Source organism: Carboxylicivirga caseinilyticus, assembly GCF_050589785.1.
In the GTDB taxonomy this organism is placed as follows: domain Bacteria; phylum Bacteroidota; class Bacteroidia; order Bacteroidales; family Marinilabiliaceae; genus Carboxylicivirga; species Carboxylicivirga caseinilyticus.
This window is the reverse complement of sequence record NZ_JBNGOX010000004.1, coordinates 128,631-147,646: the sequence shown is the minus strand read 5'-3', so window position 1 is coordinate 147,646 and position 19,016 is coordinate 128,631. Positions and strand designations below refer to the sequence as shown.

Sequence of the window (19,016 nt, the reverse complement as noted above, 5' to 3'; positions counted from 1 at the left end):
GATTGATGAGTAAACTCGATATTCTTTACGAAGATAACCATATCATTGCGGTTAATAAATCCGGATCTGATATTGTGCAGGGTGATAAAACCGGAGACCAGACGCTTAGTGACAAGGTTAAGGAGTATATCAAAAAGAAATACGATAAACCCGGGGATGTATTCCTGGGAGTAGTGCATCGTTTGGATCGTCCGGTGAGTGGAGTAGTTTTATTTGCCAGAACAACAAAGGCTTTAACTCGTCTGAATAAAATGTTTCAGGATAAGGAAGTTAAAAAGACCTATTGGGCCATTGTGGGTGAATTACCTGAGGTGGATGAAGCTGAATTACGACATTATATTCTGAAGAATTCAGAAAAAAATAAGTCTTATGCATTTCCAAAGATGCGGGCAGGTGCAAAAGAAGCTATTCTTAATTATCGATTGGTTTCAGGCCTGAAAAATTATTACCTGTTGGAGGTGGATCTTCAAACAGGTCGTCATCATCAGATTCGCTGCCAGTTGGCAAAGATTGGTTGCCCCATTAAAGGTGATCTGAAATATGGGTTCAGTCGTTCCAATAAGGATGGTGGTATCTCGTTACATGCACGCAGAATATCATTTATTCATCCGGTTAAAAAAGAGCCTGTAGAGATTATTGCCAAAACACCAGATGATGAGCCATTGTGGAAAGAATTTAAAAACGTAAACTAGCCTTACGGCTTTTTACGTTTTAATCCTTCTCCGGTAAACGACAGGGGTAATAAAGCTGCTGAACTGTCAATCTTATATACCTCTGTAGCTCCAATCAATAATGTATAAAATTCCTGCTTCATGCGTAACTCGGTTTCAAGTAATACCTGACGACACGAACCGCATGGAGCTATCGGATTTTTAATCACTCCGTCATCGTTCATGGCAATTACTGCAATACCAAGTACTGCAACATCAGGATAGCTTGAGTTTGCATAAAACATGGCAACTCGTTCGGCACATAAGCCAGAAGGGTAGGCTGCGTTTTCCTGGTTATTACCTTTAATAATTACTCCATTAGCCAATCTGATTGCTGCTCCAACGTTAAAACTTGAGTAAGGGGCATATGCTTTCAGGCAAGCTTCTTTGGCAGCTTCAACCAGTTCCTGATCGGCAACAGGTAGTTCTGATTGCGATTCGAAAACTGTTATGTGCGTGTTGATATTTATGTTTTTCATCTTGTGCAATTAGTATCTGATCTTAATTTGCAGTAAATGATCCATTTGTTTTTTGATCATCTAAAACAAAATTAGGAAAGGTTCAGAATTAGATTCATTCGGTTTGGGAAATTTTATGTTCTTCTTATACAAGTTTTATTTCATCTTTGCGTTTTCAAAATTACAATATTGTTTTTAAAGGCTAAACATTTGGTAGCAAAGCTAAATTTTTATCTTTGTCCGAAGCCAAGCCATGTAATTTAATTAAAGTTTAGCAAATGACTCGTATAGCGGTTTTATTATTAGCAGTTTTATCAATTAATTTCTTTTCAGTTCAAGCTCAGTCAAAACGAAAATACACTACTGCCGACTATATTGAGTTGTACAAGGATCTGGCTATAAAAGAAATGAAACGAACCCGGATACCAGCAAGTATTACCATGGCTCAAGGTATTCTTGAATCGGGTAATGGTAACAGTACACTGGCACGTAAATCAAACAATCATTTTGGTATTAAGTGTCATAGCGACTGGAATGGTCAGAAGGTATATCATGATGATGATCGCAGAAATGAATGTTTCAGAAAATACAAAACAGTTTATGAGTCATATATCGATCACTCTGATTTTTTAACCGGGAAACAGCGTTATGCTTCTTTATTTGAATTAAAAACAACTGATTATAAAGGTTGGGCAAAAGGATTGAAAAAAGCGGGTTATGCTACCGATCCGAAATATGCTCATCGTTTAATTAATATTATAGAGGAGAATAAATTGTATTTGCTTGATGAGGAGCAGGAGTGGACCAGAAGTGATGCCAAAAAATCTGTTTCCGGAAATGATAATTTTGTAATCAATCCATACAATACTCATGTTCCAGATTACAATAATGGAGTTAAATATATTCGTACAGAGGAAGGAGATACTTTTGAAGCTATTGCCACTGAATTTGGTTTAAGAGATTGGGAATTATATAAATACAACGATATTAAAAAAGGTGCAGATATCAGTAAATACCGCTATTTGTATATTCAATCGAAAAAAGGGAAAGCTAATCGCAGACACCAGATTCATACGGTTAAAGAGGGCGAGACTTTACACTATATTTCTCAAAAATACGGAGTAAAAATAAAAAGCCTGATGCGTTATAATGGATTGAATGAGAATGCTAAGTTGAAGGTAGGTGATAAACTGAATTTACGAAGCAAAAAGAAATAAAGAAAAAGCGGCATTAGCCGCTTTTTTATTTGATTCCCTTTATTTGTTCAGAGTCGAAACCTCTTAATAATTCCTGAGTAAGCATGCGTTTTTTACCGGCCAGCTGTATGTCGGTAATTAGTATGGCTTTGTCGTTTGTGCCGATGGCAATGAATGTTTTGTTATCACTTTCGATTGTACCCGGCTTTAATTGTAATTTATCTGAAATAATTGCATTAAAAATCTTGATGCTGATCAGCTTCCCGTTGTTCATCTCAAGTTCAGTCCAGGCAGTTGGATAGGGCGACAATCCTCTGATTTTATTTCTGATGGCTTCCGAGCTGTTGTTCCAGTCAATTTTACAATCTTCTTTGAAAATTTTAGGTGCTGGACGTAATTCACTTTCGTTGGAGAATTCGTTTTGAGGAACTGCTTTAACTTCATTTTTATGAATAGCATCCACTGTTTTTAAAATCACCTCAGCTCCCAGTACCATCATTTTATCGTGAACCGAACCGGCCGTGTCATCGTCAAGTATCGGCATCTCTTCCTGCATAATAATATTACCGGTATCAATCTCGTGTTGTAGGAAGAAAGTGGTAACTCCTGTTTTTTTATCTCCATTAATTACGGCCCAGTTGATAGGGGCAGCACCACGGTATTGTGGTAATAATGAACCATGTAGGTTGAGTGAACCCAAACGAGGCATATTCCAAACCACTTCAGGCAACATACGAAATGCAACAATAACTTGTAGATCAGCTTTTAGGTCACGAAGTTGATTTAAAAAGTCTTCATTTTTCAGTTTCTCAGGCTGTAAAACAGGTAATCCTACCTCCACTGCATATTCTTTTACCGGCGATTGTGTCAATTTCTGTCCGCGACCGGCAGGGCGATCCGGAGCAGTGATAACACCTACAACATTAAATTTATTTTCAACCAGTGCTTTCAGGCTTTCAACTGCAAAGTCGGGAGTGCCCATAAATACTATTCGTAAATTTCTATCTTCCATAACCAACTGTTATTCTTTTAATTCGCGATTACCTTTGTGATGAGGTGGAAAATAAGGGCAGTGTCTGCAGCCGTTTCCGCAGCAATATCCTCTTTCTGTCAGGTATTTGGCCGTCATTACCCGATAGCCTTTGGGATCCATGTAAAAATCAACACCTTCTTTTAAAGGCTGTGCCATATATGAGTCGTCTGTATACATTCTTTCTCTTTAGAATAAGTTGCGAAATTATCTAAACGAAAGCAATAAAAAAAGGCAGACTAAGAAAGGTGTTCATATCATTTGGCTTATTCTGATTTAAATAACATTCGAAAGGTATCCAATTAAAAAGCCGGAGTAGAATCCCCGGCTAGTTATTTATTTGTTACTGAATTGTTTCATAAACTGAAGTCGGAAATATCCAGCAGGATTAGTGAGTTTACTCTGACTAAGCATACCTTTGAACTGATCAATGCTATCAAATTCTTTTTTAGTCATCCAGCTTTCTATTTCACGATTATAGCGTTCAATGGTTTCAACTCCGTTTTTATAAAGCGAGCTGGCCAATTGAACAGTTGAGGCGCCAGCCAAAATCATCTTGATGATGGTTTTTGAATCATGAATGCCTGTTGTTGCTGAAAGGTCACATTTTACTTTATCCGAAGTGATGGCAATCCAGCGCAAAGGCATCACATATTCTTTCTCTTCACTAAAGATGTGTGTTGGTACTACTTCCAGATTATCTGTGTCAATATCCGGAGAGTAGAATCGGTTAAAAAGGACTAACCCGGAAATTCCTGTTTCAGATAACTTTTTAATCATGCCGCCAAGGTTGGAAAAATAATGGCTTATTTTTATGGCAACTGGTATTTTAACTTCTTTAAGTACCTCTTTAATGATGTCAAAGTATGTAGCTTCATAATCAGTCGACAATTGATCAATATCGTCTGGTGAGACCGAAATGTTTAATTCTAGTGCATCTGCTCCGGCATCTTCCAGTGATTTGGCAAAGTATGGCCAATTATGCGATGTAATACAATTGACACTGGCAATTACTGGAATTTTAGTTTCATGTTTTACATCGTTAATTAGTTTAAGATAGCCCGTCAGGGTGTCTTCCACATCGTAGTTCTCATAAAAATCCATGGTTTCAGGGTAGAGGTAATTTTCTGAGTGCATCTTACTCAGTTGTCTATCCATCTCGGTGATGATCTCTTCCTCGAATAATGATTTTAATACTACGGCACCCGCGCCTGCTGCCTCAGCTTTCTTAATGTCATCCAATGAATTGGTTAAACCTGAGCTGGCAACAATAATCGGACTTTTCAGGTGTAGACCCATGTAGGTTGTTGAAATGTCTGGCATTTGGTAGATTTTTTATTGATTAAGGGTTGAATTATCTATTTTTACTATCAATATCATTGATTTAGTGCACTTGTATATGTTAGAACAAATTAATAAATCCTATTGTTGTGTAGGCCTTATGTCAGGAACCTCGTTGGATGGTCTTGACATTGCTTTGTGTAATTTAAGCATTAATGACGGAAAATGGAGTTATTCATTCGTAAAAACTCAAACTGTTAAGTACTCCGAAGAATGGGAAAGACAATTAAGAAGAGCCTACTTTTCAAATGGATCTGAACTAATGCAGTTGCATCGCGATTATGGGAAGTGGTTAGGGCAGCAAGTCGCCTTTTTTCTTCAGGATGTGGAAGAAAAGGTTGATTTTATAGCATCACATGGGCATACAATCTATCATGAGCCCTGGAATCAAATGAATTTTCAACTGGGCGATGGAGGTATGATAGCTGCAGTTACAGGTATTACAACGATTAGTGATTTTCGGTCGTTGGATATATGTTTTAGAGGCCAGGGTGCTCCTTTGGTACCTGTTGGTGATCATTTATTATTTGATAGATATACGGCTTGTGTTAATCTGGGTGGGTTTGCTAATGTTTCGGTTTTAATGGATGAAAGGAGGATTGCCTGGGACATTTGTGCTGTTAATTTCATACTTAATAAACTGGCACAAAGAACCGGTAAAGAATTTGATGAGGACGGGCAATTAGGTAGAAAAGGACAAGTGATAGATTCGCTTTTGCAAAAATTAAATAACCTTGAATACTATCAATTAACAGCACCCAAGTCGTTGGGGCAGGAGTGGGTTGAAAAAGAATTATGGCCCGTGATCAACGAGTATGCGAATGATCCGGTTGAAAATATTGCACGAACTTATTATGAGCATGTTGCAACTATTTTCTCAAAAGACCTTAATGCTTTTCAAAAAGGTGAAGTGTTATTTACCGGAGGAGGTGTAAATAATGGCTATCTGATGGATTTATTTAAAGAAAAACTGAATCATCAACTAATTATACCTGATCAGAATCTGATTGATTACAAAGAAGCTTTGATTTTTGCTTTTTTAGGAGTATTGCGGTTTAGGGGTGAAAATAATTGTTGGTCTTCGGTTACCGGAGCTTCAAAAGATTCGTGTTCCGGTGTGATTCATAAAGTATAATAAGAACCGGTGGGTCCAACTGTGCTTATGTAACATTCATTCACCCATCTAACCCTTTAATAAACACATATTACTTGACCGCAAAATAAGTAATGGTACCCACCAGAACTATTCTATAAACACATTGTGGTTAAATATGTTTTTGTAATAACAAAAGAAAATGAAAAAAGGAGGTTTTAGCCTCCTTTTGTTCTATTTTTTATACTTGAAAAACTGGAGGTTGTGCCCCATTCTTTCCTGTTTTGTTTTCATGTAAAATTCGTTGTGCGGATTGGGGTTAACTTCAATGCCTACATTTTCTACTACTTTAAGACCGTATCCTTCCAATCCAATTCGTTTTATTGGGTTGTTTGACATCAGGCGCATTTTTCTAATACCCAATTCTCGTAAAATTTGTGCACCTACTCCGTAATCTCGTTCGTCAGCATCAAAGCCCAGTTCAGTGTTGGCGTCAACAGTGTCTAAGCCTTCTTCCTGCAGTTTGTAGGCTTTAATTTTATTCATTAAGCCAATACCGCGACCTTCCTGATTCATATACACAATTACACCTTTGCCTTCTTTGTTGATAGTTTCCATGGCTTTGTGCAATTGCTCTCCACATTCGCAACGTAGTGAACCGAAAATATCACCTGTGGCACATGATGAATGAACGCGTACCAGAATGGCTTCATCTTCTTCCCATGTACCTTTTATTAAGGCCATGTGCTCAAGTCCGTTTGATTTTTGTTTAAAAGGTATAAATCTGAAATCGCCATGCGTTGTTGGAAGATTTACTTCAACACCTTTAACAATCAGGCTTTCGTTCTTCAAACGATAGGCAATCAAATCTTGTATGGTAACAATCTTAAGATTGAATTTCTTTGCAATTTCAATTAGTTGTGGAAGACGAGCCATCGTACCGTCTTCATTCAGAATCTCCACTAATACAGCTGCGGGATTTAATCCGGCCAGTCGGGTTAAGTCAACTCCGGCTTCGGTATGCCCTGCTCTGCGTAAAACTCCTCTGCTTTTTGCTTTTAAAGGGAAAATATGACCAGGACGTCCTAATTCTTCGGGTTCTGTTTTAGGATCAGCCAAAGCTACAATGGTTTTGGCACGATCGGATGCTGAGATGCCTGTTGTACATCCATGACCCAACAAATCAACTGAAACAGTAAATGGAGTGGCATGACTCGAGGTATTTTTGCCAACCATTAGCTCCAGGTCTAATTCTTCGCAACGTTCTTCTGTTAGAGGAGTACAGATTAAACCTCTACCATGAGTTGCCATAAAATTAACTTTCTCCGGAGTAATCAGTTCTGCTGCAGCAATAAAATCGCCTTCGTTCTCACGATCTTCATCATCAACAACAATAATTAATTCACCATTTTTGATTGCTTGAATAGCTTCCTCAATGGTGTTAAGTTTAAATTCCTGAGCTTCTGGCATTTGATTTTGTTTTATCGGAGTATTCCGTTTTCAGACTGCAAAATTAGTTAAAATATTGGCATCAGAACAATGAAAATGCTCACTTAGTCGGTTTTAATATCTTCTTTGTTATCTAATCGGTTGGTTAAATCAAATTTTTCGCGCTTAAATAATTTTTGGAAGAAAATGATATAAGCATCGGCATTTAGCAGGGTTGAGTCGGTTGCTGATTTATAAGTAAGGAAGATTCCCAACGGCAATAATACGGTTGAGGATAACCACATGCCCTGATATACCGGCCAGATTCCTTCTCTTGCCATTTTTGCACCCATCGTGTCGATGATGTAGTAAACAATAAAGAACAGCACTGAAATAACAACAGGCATTCCCAACCCGCCTTTTCGAATAATGGCACCCAGCGGTGCTCCGATAAAGAAGAAAATAAAACAGGCAAACGATAGAGTAAATTTCCGATGCAGTTCAATGGTGTGTTTTCGAATTTTGCTATCCTGTGCAATAATATGCCTTTTTTCTTCGTCCATCTGATTTTTATTGTCACGGGCTTTACGTAAGGCACCTTCTAAAGCCATTTTTTTCTGATGAATGGTAAGGCCAGCAAATAATGTATCTGGGTTTTCAACTTTGGCTGAATCAATAAAAGTAAGAGCTGAATTTTCCTGCTTATTTCTTCTGGCTGCATATCTGGCTGTCTGAAAGTAGAAATTTTCAGATGTTTTTGTCAGGCGCTGAACGTATTGATTACGTTGAATATTAAAAGAATCAATGTCGTGAGTTAATTGATTCAGATTTTTCATTCGGTCGTAGTTTGCAAAAAGATTTTCATCTGTTCTGTCAAAATTCATTCCCTGAAGATCAATTAAAGCAATTTGCTCTTTAAATACATCCCGTCGGAATTTCTGTAAATCACGATCACGAAGTCGTTTATTGTTTTCGCCTTGTTTTTCGTCGTAACGAACACCGTCTAAAAGTGTAAGAACCATGTTACGCTTATCAGCTGAAACCTGCAATCGGCCTGAGTCGGCAAGTGTTACATTTGTGTTTTTATTAAACCGGTCACGATGATCGTAGATCATAATGTTATGAAGCAGATTGGTCTCCTTATCTTTATGGTCAATTTTAATCCTGAAATTCTCAAATCCATCATAAAAAATCTGTTCTTTAATTTCCAGTTCAGGTTTAGCTTGTTTTACATCGTATAATAACGAATATAGCTTCAGATTGGCGTAGGGTAAAACATTATTTGAAAACCAGAAAGCCGCAATAGAAATGAAAATTGTAATGTATATCAGGGGTTTCATCGTTCGGGGTAATGAAATGCCTGCTGCTTTGATTGCAGTTAATTCATAGTTTTCTCCCAAATTACCAAAGGTCATTAATGAAGCCAGCAAAATAGCAAGAGGAAGAGCCATCGGAACAACCTGCAAGGTTGCATAAAACAATAATTCAGCCAAAACTGGAGTCTCTAAACCTTTACCTACCATATCGTCAACATATTTCCAAAGAAATTGCATCACTAATATGAATAGTGAAATAAAGAAAGTCATGGATAATGGACCAAGATAACTTTTAATTATAAACAGGTTTAATTTCTTCATCCCTTAGTTGATTGCCATACTATTTAGAAATTCAATACAAAGGTAGTTGAATGAAAGAATAATCTGTATAGTTTACATTCGAAATTTAAGTTTGCTGAATATTAGGAACAGTAAATTAGAAAATTGTAACACTTGTTTTAACTATCAAGTCTGTTTGTTAAATCGTATTTCTCACGTTTAATAAACTTTTTGAAATAGGCCAGCAGAGCATCTGAACTTAAGAGACTGGAATCGGTAGTTGACTGATAGGTTAAAAATATTCCTATGGGTAGAATAATTACAGAAGATAACCACAATCCTAAGTAGACAGGCCAAATTCCTTCTCGTGCCATTTTTATGCCCATTGTGTCGATGATATAGTATGCAATAAAGAAAAGTACAGATATTACAACAGGCATTCCCAGTCCTCCTTTTCGTATGATTGCACCAAGTGGAGCACCAATGAAAAAGAAAATAAAACAGGCAAAAGATAATGTGTATTTACGATGTATTTCAATTGTGTGTTTTCTTATTTTATTCTCGTTAATATTGATCAATCTGATTTGGTTATCTATTGCATTTTTGTCAGATCTTACCCTGTGGAGCGCTGTTTCAATCGCTATTTCTTTTTGTTGATCTGATAATTCGTTTAGTGTTAAAGCCTGTCTATTGGATAAATGGGTGTTATTGTTTTGATTGTTAATTTTATCAAATGAGGGGAAGAAATTAATAGTGGTTTTGGTCAGGCGAGCTATTTGATTATTCTTTTGTATTTGAAATGAATCAATATCTGACTTAAGTTGCTTCAGATTTTTCATAGCGCCTATGCTTGCCAGGCCCTGGTTATCTGATCTGTTGAACCCAAATCCTTGCAGGTCAACCAGGTTAATTTGTTCTTTAAAAATGTCTTTTCTTAGTTTTTGATGTTCAATGGAGTTCTTTTCTGGCTTTAATATATCATTTCTTTCATCATACCTAACTCCATCAAATAGAGTAAGTATCATTTGAGTTTTATCCTTTGATACCTGTAATCTGCCTGAGTCAGCAAGGGTAACGTTGTTGCTTTCTATATTCTGTCCTCTCTGATCGTATATCATAACTCCTCTCAGTAGATTACTTTCTTTATCCTTCTTGTCTACCTTGATACTGAAATCAGCTATCCCATTAGAGAACTCTTTTTCTTTAATCTCCATTTCAGGTTTTGCATGTTGAATATCTTTAAAAATAGAGTAGAACTGGAGATTCGCATATGGTAGAATGTTATTGGAGAAACCAAATGCAGCAATCGAAAGAATAATTGTAATCACAATTAAAGGTTTCATGGCTTTTGGTAATGAAATACCGGCAGCTTTGATGGCTGTAAGTTCATAGTTTTCGCCAAGACTGCCGAAAGTCATCAATGAAGCAAGGAGTATTGCCAAAGGTAAAGCCATTGGTATAACCTGCATGGTTGCATAAAACATGAGTTCAGCAATAATGGTAGATTCGAGTCCTTTGCCAACTAGATCGTCGATATATTTCCATAATAGTTGCAGAACAAGGATAAAGACAGAAATAAAGAATGTTAAAGCCAGAGGTCCGAGATAGCTTTTGATTAGGAAGAGGTTTAATTTCTTCATTTGATTGAGGTTGGATTGATTAGGGTGTGTTACAATGAAAGGGGTTAATCAAATGTCAATAAAGAAATCGAAAAGAAAATAGGGTTGTTACTTTAATAACAACCCTAATTAAAATTTTAAGTAAACGTTATACAGAACCCAGACCGTGTTTTAATTCTTCAATCTGTTGATTCCATAATTCAGTAGCATCATCAATTTCATCTGGTTCGGCATGGTCGATAACCAAAAGGGCAGTTTCGCCAGTCAGGTCATCCACATTAATGCGAAATTCAAAAAAAGATTTTTCATCCTCTTCCTCTAACCAATGGTAACGCACCATTTTGTTTTCTTTTCGTAATGTTTGCTCTGCTTGTTGTTCAGCTCCATCCCATACGAAAGTGTAAATTTTCCCTTTTAAATTAACGTCATCGGCAAACCATTCAGATAAGCCACTGGGAGAACTCAAGCGCGTAAAAAGAATTGATGGCGAGGTTTTAATGATATATTCTATTTCAAATCTTTCTTTTGGACTTGACATGATAGTGATATTTTAGTAATTGGTCACAATATAGTAGAAATCTCCAAATAATAAAACCAATTATACTTTACCAGAGATAAACATTTTGATTTTATATTATGAGAATGATTATAAAAACGATCAAAAACCGGGTTGTAAGTTTTACGACTTTAAAAATATAGTATTGATGATCAGTTGATTTGAAAAATATTTGATTTTTTTTCAAAATTTAGTTGGAACATTGATACTATTTCTTGTACATTTGCAACCGCAAAAACGGAGAGATGCAGCGGTATCAAAAGCTTCGTTGAAAAATGCCGAGGTAGCTCAGCTGGTTAGAGCGCAGGATTCATAATCCTGAGGTCGGCGGTTCAAGCCCGCCTCTCGGTACTTAAAAATCAAGCAGTTACGAAAGTGGCTGCTTTTTTTGTGGAAAAATGTTTAAACAAATGTAGTAACATAGATGCTGTTTGTTTTTTTAATGCTATTTCGAAATAGTTTTTATTTACTGCTTTTTATTGCTTTTTACTGCTGTTTATTGGTGGAATATTGTAATCTATTCTAGTTCACAAAGAAAATCGTGCATAAAATATAGTTGTTATTCGTAGTACTTCAGTAATAGTATCCATCATATATCAACCGTATTGGAGGTGTTGATATTGTGGTACTTAGTGTTGTATTCGGATAAAAAGCGTTATTTTTGTCCGAATAATAAAAAATAAGGTCATTTTACCCCTGTTAGGAGCATAACAAATGGCTAAAAGATAAGTTAGATATCATTAAAAGCACATCGAGCGAATCTTCAAATCAATATACTTAAACATGTAATGAATTCAAGAATATTGCTCCAACTCTTTAATACCTTCGACAATAATCTCGCAATAACGTGCCAGTTTAGAGGCCTCCATAAAAGCTAATGGCATAACTTTAGGTTCAAATGGTCGCTGAGCATTCATTCTTATGGAAAGACTTTTACCTCCATCTCCAAGAAAACAATCAACCATATAGGTTATAGGCTTATTTCCTACAACAGCATAAATAGAAACGCGGGTGCGCATATCCACCTGATTAGCCTTAAATTCCTTTTCAAGGATTCGCTTTATAGTTTGTTCCATAACTCATATTTCTACTTTCAACCTGAAAGTTATAAAAATCAAGGCCTCCAAATTCTTAAAAAAACTTACTTTTATAATAATATCTAATTATCAACGACCACAAACTCATGAAACTATTACTTTCATTATTTCTATTTCTAATTACTTTGACAATTAAAGCACAAGATTTAAAGTATTTTAATAGGTCTATCGAATTTAATTGGGAAACCCACGGATTTAATGCCATTGATATGGATCAGTTGAAACAACTATCTTTTTTTAAGGAACATTATGATTTTATCTATGAAGAGCACTGGGCAAAAAATATTGGTATGTTTCATTCAAAGGATATTGATCAGGATGGGTGGACTGATATAATCTATAATGGTTGGAATGGTGGTGAAGGGGAAATGCTGGTTATTCTAATGAATGATCAGGGCCAGTATAGAATCACACAAAGTTTTATTGGGCATGTCGTCGAATGGATGGACACATTAAATGGTTCTGTTATAAAGCTTTTTGATTATGGTTGTTGCGGCGCTTGGGTTGATCATTTAGTTACTATCAAGTATTGTAAGGAGAAGGAACAATTCAATATAGTTGATGATATTGCTAATATGGTTGTAATTGATTCTACTTTGAAGTATATGAATCCAATCCGATTCGAAATACAGAATGAGACATATAATCTTAGATATGCTCCTGATATAGAAATAGGTATACCTGAAGGAGATACTCCATTTGATGTTATTGATGGGCAAAATATTTCCGCCGTTTATTATAAAGGCGATCAGGGTACTGCATTAGCATCAAAAGAGGATTCGACCGGAAGGGTATGGTGGTTGGTAATTATGGATAAGGCTCCCACTGGTGAAACAATACTTTATCCTGGCAGTGATGAATATGATAATTACAGACCAATTGGCTGGTTCAGTAGTAGGTATTTAAAAAAGACGAATAAAGAATAAGTATGTTGACTGAAGATTAACCTAATCAGGTTAAAATGTGGTTATGACATTTAAACATCATCTGGAATATAAGTTCTTCACTGGTTGGGTAACTCCTCGTTAAAGACACTTTCTAGATTCGTGTCGATTTGGTGTTTGATTAATAAAAAAGCGCCTATTTTAGGCGCTTAATAGCTTATCCTTTCACAACTGCCAAAGGCTCTAATTCAACTTTGATTTTAACCAAATCTACCTGATTAGCCATAACTACATTAATATCTTTGTAGGCTCCGACTGCTTCATCCAGATCCTTTTGATGGCGGAGACCATGAATGATACCTTTATCATTGAGCTTTTTAATTTCTGCTTCCAGATTTAATTCGCGTTGAGCTTGTTTTCTTCCCATCACACGACCTGCTCCATGAGAACAGGATTCGAAGCTTTCTGGGTTACCCAAACCTTCCACTATATATGATTTGGTTCCCTGTGATCCGGGAATAATACCCGTTTCACCCAAACGGGCTCTGGTTGCTCCTTTTCTATGAACTAATACATTCTCATTAAAATGGTTTTCCCATGCTGCATAGTTATGGGCAATATTGATTAAATCATCAAACTCCACATTCCCTTTGAAAACCTCCAATAAGGCATGTTTCACACGTTCCATCATCAATTTTCTATTAGCAAATGCAAATTCAACACAGTAGTTCATTTCATTGATATACTCATGAGCTTCTTGTGTCTCAATGGGTAAAAATGCTAAATCATAAGAAACAGGGACAGACGAATGCCAACGTTCATTTAGACGTTTTGCAAGCTTATTATAATAATCAGCCACTTGTTTACCAAGGTTTCGACTACCGGAATGAATCATCACCCACAATTTTCCATCTGAGCCATGCTGGATCTCTATGAAATGGTTGCCTCCACCTAAAGTGCCAATTTGTACAGTTGCTTTTTTATAATGTCGTTCAACTATCAATGGCAACTCTTCAGCCTCTGGCATATAAGATTTATCTTGTGATTCTTTATGCCAATCAAAACCAACCGGAATTGTTTTACGGATATGAGACATTATTTGCTTTAAAGTTTCAGAGTCCGCATCCTCCAAATTTGTTCGCATGGCGCACATACCACAGCCAATATCCACACCAACAGCATTGGGAATAATGACTCCTTTAGTTGCCAAAACACCGCCGATCGGCATTCCATATCCAGAATGAGCATCCGGCATTAAGGCCACATGTTTATGAACAAAAGGTAAATTAGCCAGGTTCTTAGCCTGGGTTAGTGCATTCTCTTCAATATTATCCAACCACATTTTTATTGGTCGATTCTCTGATGATATTACTTGTTTCATTTTAATATTCTTTAAATGAAAGATGCATAGATATTATGCACCTTTCAATATCAATTAATTGGAAGGAGAAAAGATATCTCTCAACTGATCCACGATCTGCCCACCTCCTGATATAGAGATAGTATTTATCTTATCAGCGATCTTTTCTACATATTCCATCTCTTTTAACTTGAACAACATTTTATTGTCCTCCATCAATTTGGCGGTATTCAACAAACTTCGGGTAGAAGCTGTTTCTTCGCGCCTGGTAATGATATTGGCTTGTGCTTTCTTTTGAGCTATCAATACCTGGTTCATGATCTCTCGCACATCACCGGGTAAAATAATATCGCGCACACCACCATCCTTCATCTCAACACCAAAAGTCAACGCTTTTTCCTTTAATGATGCCATCACAAATTTTGAGACTTCTTCCTTACGTTCCAATATTTCATCCAATGTTAATGTACCAATATATTCACGCAACGCCAACTGAATGGATATATATAGCTGTTTGGTATAATCCTGATTCTCAGTTAAGGCCTTTATAATATCAACGACCTTATAACCCGCAAAGAAACTCACACGCAAGGCGGCTTTATCCTTTGTCAATAATTCCTGACCGGATACTTCCAACTGCTTTTGACGTAAATCAGCACTTTTAATAGTAATAGGTGTGTCATTTTTCCAGAAGAAATACATGCCGGGACTCAACTCTTTTTCAAATTGATCATTGATAAATAATAATCCTTTCTCATACGACTCAACCCTGTAAGTTCTTGTATAAGGGCTCAGTTGGGGTTGTGATATTAAAGACTTATATTTTATATCAATATCTTGAGTACTTGAAATATCGATTTTTTCAAAGGTATAATTGGTTGGACCTTTCCAATAGGCATATCTCCCTGCAGTTAATATACCATTGAATACGCCATTTTTATAATTTAAAACAATTTCATTTTCAGATACCTCAATTACACTAAGCAATTTTGCTAATTCTTCATCCTGTAAAAGAATGTTCAGTTCCATTGTTAATAATAATGGTTCTGACATATTGCAGATGCCCACCTTATCAGTATAGCGCACCCAGTATTTTCCGGCATTTAATACTTTTAAATAATCGCCATTTCTAAACACTAATCCTACTTTGCCTTTGTTTATTCTTACTCGTTTCATTTTAAGGTATATTTAGTTTGTTTTTTTATTAAAATAGTGGAATGACCAGCCATCTTTGGCAACGGGAATGTGAGAAATATTACTTCAGAATAATGAGTTTGTCTCTTAAAGGACTGTATGTTGTAACAGACATTTTAACAGAGAAAGTAATTACCGTTCATAATCATTTCATCTCATTCACAGGTTATCCAAAGACTGTTATCATCCTAAGATGCTAACCGGCCGATTGTCATTCTACTTTCTTGTAACCATTAATCAGAGTTGGTCAACCTCAGTTTTCAGGATTCGAACCTGTCGTCATTAGACTCAGCCATAAAGGTGATGTTGCTCTACCCATTGTGCTATCCTGGTATTTACCAGGAGGAGGACTCGAACCTCCAACCTACATCGAACGTATGAATCAGTTGAAATACAAGCAGGATATTGAACTTTATTAAGCCAACACTATGCAGTTATACAGAAACTGTCATCTCGTCTTGTAAGCCATCATCATCATATCTTTATCTTCTTATGAAAGAAGAAATATTTTAAATCACAGAAAGTGAATCATCTTCAAAGAACGTTTTTGTCATTTTGACGATACAAAGATTCAACACCACTGCGCAGTCTTTTTGCGTAGTTAAAGTTTTTTTCTATTTTTCTGTAAAAAAATTAGATATGCCTGCTAATAGGAATGCATTAATACGTTACACAACCATTGATAAATGTCTTCGAAACCGTTATCGTCTGTGGACTTTGGAGGATTTAATTGATGCATGCTCTGATGCATTGTATGAGTATGAAGGTATTGACAAGGGAGTAAGCAGAAGAACAGTACAAATGGATATTCAAATGATGCGCAGTGAAAAACTGGGTTATAATGCACCTATTATTGTGCAGGATAAAAAGTACTATACCTATGAAGATCCGGTATATTCAATTACCCAACTACCTCTTTCTGATCAGGATTTGAATAAATTAAATGATGCTGTGGAGATTCTGAAACAGTTTCAGGGTTTCAATCATTTTAAAGAAATGACGGGTCTGATTCACAAACTGGAAAACAAGATACATTCTGAGCATTCCAGTTCTCGTCCTGTAATGCATATCGAACGCAATGAAGACCTGAAAGGATTGGAACATCTTAACGGATTATATAAGGCTGTTTTAAACAATCAGGTTATTAAAATCGATTATCAGTCTTTTAAAGCTAAAAAAGCCAACCGTATTTATTTTAATCCTTATCTGCTAAAAGAATACAATAACCGCTGGTTTTTGATTGGGAAGATGAAGAAAGGGGATATGATAATGAATCTGGCTTTGGATCGTATTCATTCTTTTGAAGTAATGGATGAAATCCCGTTTAAGGAGGATCCAACCTTTGATCCAAACACCTATTATGAAAATGTAATTGGTGTTACCATTAATTCCGGTCTTTTGCCTCGGATTATAAAGCTCTTTATCAACAATGATAATAAACCCTATATTTTAACCAAACCATTGCATTGGTCGCAGCGAGTTCTTGAAGAAAAGAAGGAGGGTATTGTTGTGTCAATCAGGGTTGTGCCTAATTTTGAGCTAGAAAGATTGATCCTGGGATTTGGACCTTCCATTGAAGTTTTATCTCCACCATCGTTAAGAAAGAAAATAGGGAAATTAGTCAAGGCAGCTTCTGAATATTACAGTGGTTAATATTGATTGTTGAACATGAATAGAAAACTACCCTTATTGTTATAAATTTAAATATTTATTGCTTCGATTTGGAATATTAAACAATTCTATTTTATATTTGCCACGCATTTCACCCTATGTATCATTTTATAAGAAGGGGAAATAGTTATGTTGGAGCTTAAATCACATACCCGCAAATAGATCAGAATGGTTAGTTGAGAACTAATCACACCTCTTGTTGTCTGATCATCTGAATAAGCAATTAAGCCTTATTCATCAAATCACATTTTTATTTATTACATCTGACTTTGATAGGTCTAGATTATTGTGTTTGTTCTATTTATCAGGACTATCCACGCAATAGCTATATTTTGTTGTAAGCCTATCTGAAAAGTCAGTCAATTACTCTGACTAATGAGCAAGTCTAAGATTAAAGGTAAAGACCTTAAAAAGATAAATTATAAATCAGATAGAGCTAAAAGTTTGGCCATTAACATTATTAATAGCGATTATAAGCATTTATCAAAAGTGGCTAAACTGGAACTTTTAGAAGCAGTTCATTCTAATCCAAAGGATTATTTAGAGCATGCTTCACTTTCAAAAATAGCCGAAGAACTAATCGGAAAAATAAAAACAAACAACGGAACCATCTATCACTTGGAGGCTATAGAAAAGCCATTTGGCATCTTCGGTAAGAAGCATATTACTCAGGATACAATAAGGCAGATGACATCAGCGATGCAATTGCCTATTTCGAAATATGGAGCCTTAATGCCCGATGCACATGTTGGATACGGATTACCCATTGGAGGTGTTTTAGCGACTGATAATGCAGTAATACCCTATGGAGTGGGCCTTGACATTGGATGCCGAATGTCACTAAGTATTTATGATGTTCCAGCCGAATTTATTAACCGAAACAGTTATCAAATTAAAAGTGCTTTAAAAGATCATACGCACTTTGGTATCGGTAAAATTGAGAAACACGAGCTGGATCATGAAGTATTATCAAGAAATGAATTCAATGAAATTGATATTCTATGGCAATTAAAAGGTAAAGCTCAGAATCAATTGGGAAGTTCAGGTTCGGGCAATCACTTTGTGGAGTTCGGTATTGTTGAATTAGAGAGCGACAATGCTTTTCAATTGAGAGAGGGTAGATATGTTGGACTACTTGCTCACTCAGGATCTAGAGGATTGGGTGCTGCCATTGCCGGTAATTATACTCAAATAGCTAAACAACAATGTAAGTTACCAAACGGAGCTCAACACTTAGCATGGCTCGATTTAAACAGTGAGGCAGGTCAGGAATATTGGTTAGCTATGAACCTGGCTGGAGATTATGCAAAGGCGTGTCATGATATTATTCATTACCGACTTTCAAAAGCGCTAGGCATTAAGCCGGTAGCCTTTATTGAGAACCATCATAATTTTGCTTGGAAGGAGACTATTAATGATCAGGAGTTGATTGTGCATCGTAAAGGTGCGACACCAACGGCTAAAGGTGTGATGGGCATTATTCCTGCAAATATGGTAGATCCGGGATACATTGTTTCCGGAAGAGGTAATACTAATGCACTTAATTCAGCTTCTCATGGAGCCGGAAGGCGCTTAAGTCGCAAGAAAGCCAAGGATAGTAACACCGGCAGTGAGCTGAAAAAGTTATTGAAACAGCAGAAAATTACTCTGATTGGTGGAGGTACTGAGGAAGCTCCAATGGCCTATAAAAATTTAGAAGAGGTGATGTCATCTCAACATGATCTGATCAGTATTGAGGGTAAGTTTTATCCTCAGATAGTAAGAATGGATAAACAATAAAAGAA

Annotated in this window: 17 protein-coding genes and 1 tRNA gene; 7 read left to right on the top strand and 11 right to left on the bottom strand. The window is 36.3% G+C overall.

Annotation, left to right across the window (positions count from 1 at the left end; genetic code table 11):
* Positions 1-5 precede the first annotated feature (5 nt).
* The gene (locus ACRD62_RS03285; protein WP_430818693.1) at positions 6-692 is read left to right on the top strand and encodes an RluA family pseudouridine synthase; all 687 of its coding nucleotides are present in this window, start codon (positions 6-8) and stop codon (positions 690-692) included.
* 2 nt (positions 693-694) lie between these two features.
* Here ACRD62_RS03285 and ACRD62_RS03280 read toward each other — a convergent pair whose 3' ends face one another.
* The gene (locus ACRD62_RS03280; protein ID WP_430818692.1) at positions 695-1,189 is read right to left on the bottom strand and encodes a cytidine deaminase; all 495 of its coding nucleotides are present in this window, start codon (positions 1,187-1,189) and stop codon (positions 695-697) included.
* Between the two features lie 257 nt (positions 1,190-1,446).
* Between ACRD62_RS03280 and ACRD62_RS03275 the strand changes: the two genes are divergently transcribed.
* Positions 1,447-2,385, top strand: a complete 939-nt coding sequence (locus tag ACRD62_RS03275) for a glucosaminidase domain-containing protein (RefSeq protein ID WP_430818691.1) — start codon at positions 1,447-1,449, stop codon at positions 2,383-2,385.
* A gap of 25 nt (positions 2,386-2,410) precedes the next feature.
* Here ACRD62_RS03275 and fmt read toward each other — a convergent pair whose 3' ends face one another.
* The 3 genes from fmt to ACRD62_RS03260 all read right to left on the bottom strand — a co-directional run bounded on the left by fmt (position 2,411) and on the right by ACRD62_RS03260 (position 4,717).
* Entirely contained in the window at positions 2,411-3,376 is a 966-nt protein-coding gene (gene fmt / locus ACRD62_RS03270) for a methionyl-tRNA formyltransferase (RefSeq protein ID WP_430818689.1), read from the bottom strand.
* Positions 3,377-3,385: 9 nt separating this feature from the next.
* Positions 3,386-3,574, bottom strand: coding sequence for a C1orf53 family protein (locus ACRD62_RS03265; RefSeq protein ID WP_430818688.1), 189 nt, complete (start codon positions 3,572-3,574; stop codon positions 3,386-3,388).
* 156 nt (positions 3,575-3,730) lie between these two features.
* Complete coding sequence (locus ACRD62_RS03260) at positions 3,731-4,717, bottom strand: dihydroorotate dehydrogenase-like protein (RefSeq protein WP_430818687.1); 987 nt, start codon at positions 4,715-4,717, stop codon at positions 3,731-3,733.
* Between the two features lie 76 nt (positions 4,718-4,793).
* Here ACRD62_RS03260 and ACRD62_RS03255 point away from each other — a divergent pair, with 76 nt between their 5' ends.
* Positions 4,794-5,870 carry an anhydro-N-acetylmuramic acid kinase gene (locus tag ACRD62_RS03255; RefSeq protein ID WP_430818686.1) on the top strand — a complete coding sequence of 359 codons (1,077 nt, stop codon included), beginning with the start codon at positions 4,794-4,796 and terminating at the stop codon, positions 5,868-5,870.
* A gap of 192 nt (positions 5,871-6,062) precedes the next feature.
* On the opposite strand, the gene ACRD62_RS03250 is transcribed toward ACRD62_RS03255, so the two are convergent.
* The 4 genes from ACRD62_RS03250 to ACRD62_RS03235 form a co-directional block, all read right to left on the bottom strand.
* Positions 6,063-7,298 (bottom strand): bifunctional 3,4-dihydroxy-2-butanone-4-phosphate synthase/GTP cyclohydrolase II, encoded by a 1,236-nt coding sequence (locus ACRD62_RS03250; RefSeq protein WP_430818685.1) that lies wholly within the window; start codon positions 7,296-7,298, stop codon positions 6,063-6,065.
* An 83-nt stretch (positions 7,299-7,381) separates the two neighbouring features.
* On the bottom strand, positions 7,382-8,893 hold the full coding sequence (locus ACRD62_RS03245) for an LptF/LptG family permease (RefSeq protein ID WP_430818684.1): 1,512 nt from the start codon (positions 8,891-8,893) through the stop codon (positions 7,382-7,384).
* A 137-nt stretch (positions 8,894-9,030) separates the two neighbouring features.
* On the bottom strand, positions 9,031-10,491 hold the full coding sequence (locus tag ACRD62_RS03240) for an LptF/LptG family permease (protein WP_430818683.1): 1,461 nt from the start codon (positions 10,489-10,491) through the stop codon (positions 9,031-9,033).
* 127 nt (positions 10,492-10,618) lie between these two features.
* Positions 10,619-11,008, bottom strand: a complete 390-nt coding sequence (locus ACRD62_RS03235; RefSeq protein WP_321408075.1) for an START-like domain-containing protein — start codon at positions 11,006-11,008, stop codon at positions 10,619-10,621.
* A 295-nt stretch (positions 11,009-11,303) separates the two neighbouring features.
* Here ACRD62_RS03235 and ACRD62_RS03230 point away from each other — a divergent pair.
* Positions 11,304-11,377: transfer RNA gene (locus tag ACRD62_RS03230), tRNA-Met, on the top strand.
* Between the two features lie 443 nt (positions 11,378-11,820).
* Here the strand turns inward: ACRD62_RS03230 and ACRD62_RS03225 are convergent.
* Entirely contained in the window at positions 11,821-12,102 is a 282-nt protein-coding gene (locus tag ACRD62_RS03225; protein ID WP_430818682.1) for a hypothetical protein, read from the bottom strand.
* Between the two features lie 107 nt (positions 12,103-12,209).
* Here ACRD62_RS03225 and ACRD62_RS03220 point away from each other — a divergent pair, with 107 nt between their 5' ends.
* Positions 12,210-13,049, top strand: a complete 840-nt coding sequence (locus ACRD62_RS03220; protein ID WP_430818681.1) for a hypothetical protein — start codon at positions 12,210-12,212, stop codon at positions 13,047-13,049.
* Between the two features lie 175 nt (positions 13,050-13,224).
* On the opposite strand, the gene ACRD62_RS03215 is transcribed toward ACRD62_RS03220, so the two are convergent.
* Together ACRD62_RS03215 and ACRD62_RS03210 are read right to left on the bottom strand one after the other, a co-directional pair.
* The gene (locus ACRD62_RS03215; RefSeq protein ID WP_430818680.1) at positions 13,225-14,388 is read right to left on the bottom strand and encodes an RtcB family protein; all 1,164 of its coding nucleotides are present in this window, start codon (positions 14,386-14,388) and stop codon (positions 13,225-13,227) included.
* 54 nt (positions 14,389-14,442) lie between these two features.
* A complete protein-coding gene (locus ACRD62_RS03210) occupies positions 14,443-15,543 on the bottom strand; it encodes a slipin family protein (protein WP_430818679.1) in 1,101 nt (366 codons plus the stop codon).
* Between the two features lie 657 nt (positions 15,544-16,200).
* Between ACRD62_RS03210 and ACRD62_RS03205 the strand changes: the two genes are divergently transcribed.
* Positions 16,201-17,214, top strand: coding sequence for a helix-turn-helix transcriptional regulator (locus tag ACRD62_RS03205; RefSeq protein WP_430818678.1), 1,014 nt, complete (start codon positions 16,201-16,203; stop codon positions 17,212-17,214).
* Between the two features lie 393 nt (positions 17,215-17,607).
* Positions 17,608-19,011, top strand: a complete 1,404-nt coding sequence (locus ACRD62_RS03200; protein WP_430818677.1) for an RtcB family protein — start codon at positions 17,608-17,610, stop codon at positions 19,009-19,011.
* Positions 19,012-19,016 lie beyond the last annotated feature (5 nt).

Coding starts and splice junctions, on each gene's coding strand:
- ACRD62_RS03285 (WP_430818693.1), top strand. CDS start 6: ATGAGTAAACTCGATATTCTTTACGAAGATAACCATATCATTGCGGTT.
- ACRD62_RS03280 (WP_430818692.1), bottom strand. CDS start 1,189: ATGAAAAACATAAATATCAACACGCACATAACAGTTTTCGAATCGCAA.
- ACRD62_RS03275 (WP_430818691.1), top strand. CDS start 1,447: ATGACTCGTATAGCGGTTTTATTATTAGCAGTTTTATCAATTAATTTC.
- fmt (WP_430818689.1), bottom strand. CDS start 3,376: ATGGAAGATAGAAATTTACGAATAGTATTTATGGGCACTCCCGACTTT.
- ACRD62_RS03265 (WP_430818688.1), bottom strand. CDS start 3,574: ATGTATACAGACGACTCATATATGGCACAGCCTTTAAAAGAAGGTGTT.
- ACRD62_RS03260 (WP_430818687.1), bottom strand. CDS start 4,717: ATGCCAGACATTTCAACAACCTACATGGGTCTACACCTGAAAAGTCCG.
- ACRD62_RS03255 (WP_430818686.1), top strand. CDS start 4,794: ATGTTAGAACAAATTAATAAATCCTATTGTTGTGTAGGCCTTATGTCA.
- ACRD62_RS03250 (WP_430818685.1), bottom strand. CDS start 7,298: ATGCCAGAAGCTCAGGAATTTAAACTTAACACCATTGAGGAAGCTATT.
- ACRD62_RS03245 (WP_430818684.1), bottom strand. CDS start 8,893: ATGAAGAAATTAAACCTGTTTATAATTAAAAGTTATCTTGGTCCATTA.
- ACRD62_RS03240 (WP_430818683.1), bottom strand. CDS start 10,491: ATGAAGAAATTAAACCTCTTCCTAATCAAAAGCTATCTCGGACCTCTG.
- ACRD62_RS03235 (WP_321408075.1), bottom strand. CDS start 11,008: ATGTCAAGTCCAAAAGAAAGATTTGAAATAGAATATATCATTAAAACC.
- ACRD62_RS03225 (WP_430818682.1), bottom strand. CDS start 12,102: ATGGAACAAACTATAAAGCGAATCCTTGAAAAGGAATTTAAGGCTAAT.
- ACRD62_RS03220 (WP_430818681.1), top strand. CDS start 12,210: ATGAAACTATTACTTTCATTATTTCTATTTCTAATTACTTTGACAATT.
- ACRD62_RS03215 (WP_430818680.1), bottom strand. CDS start 14,388: ATGAAACAAGTAATATCATCAGAGAATCGACCAATAAAAATGTGGTTG.
- ACRD62_RS03210 (WP_430818679.1), bottom strand. CDS start 15,543: ATGAAACGAGTAAGAATAAACAAAGGCAAAGTAGGATTAGTGTTTAGA.
- ACRD62_RS03205 (WP_430818678.1), top strand. CDS start 16,201: ATGCCTGCTAATAGGAATGCATTAATACGTTACACAACCATTGATAAA.
- ACRD62_RS03200 (WP_430818677.1), top strand. CDS start 17,608: ATGAGCAAGTCTAAGATTAAAGGTAAAGACCTTAAAAAGATAAATTAT.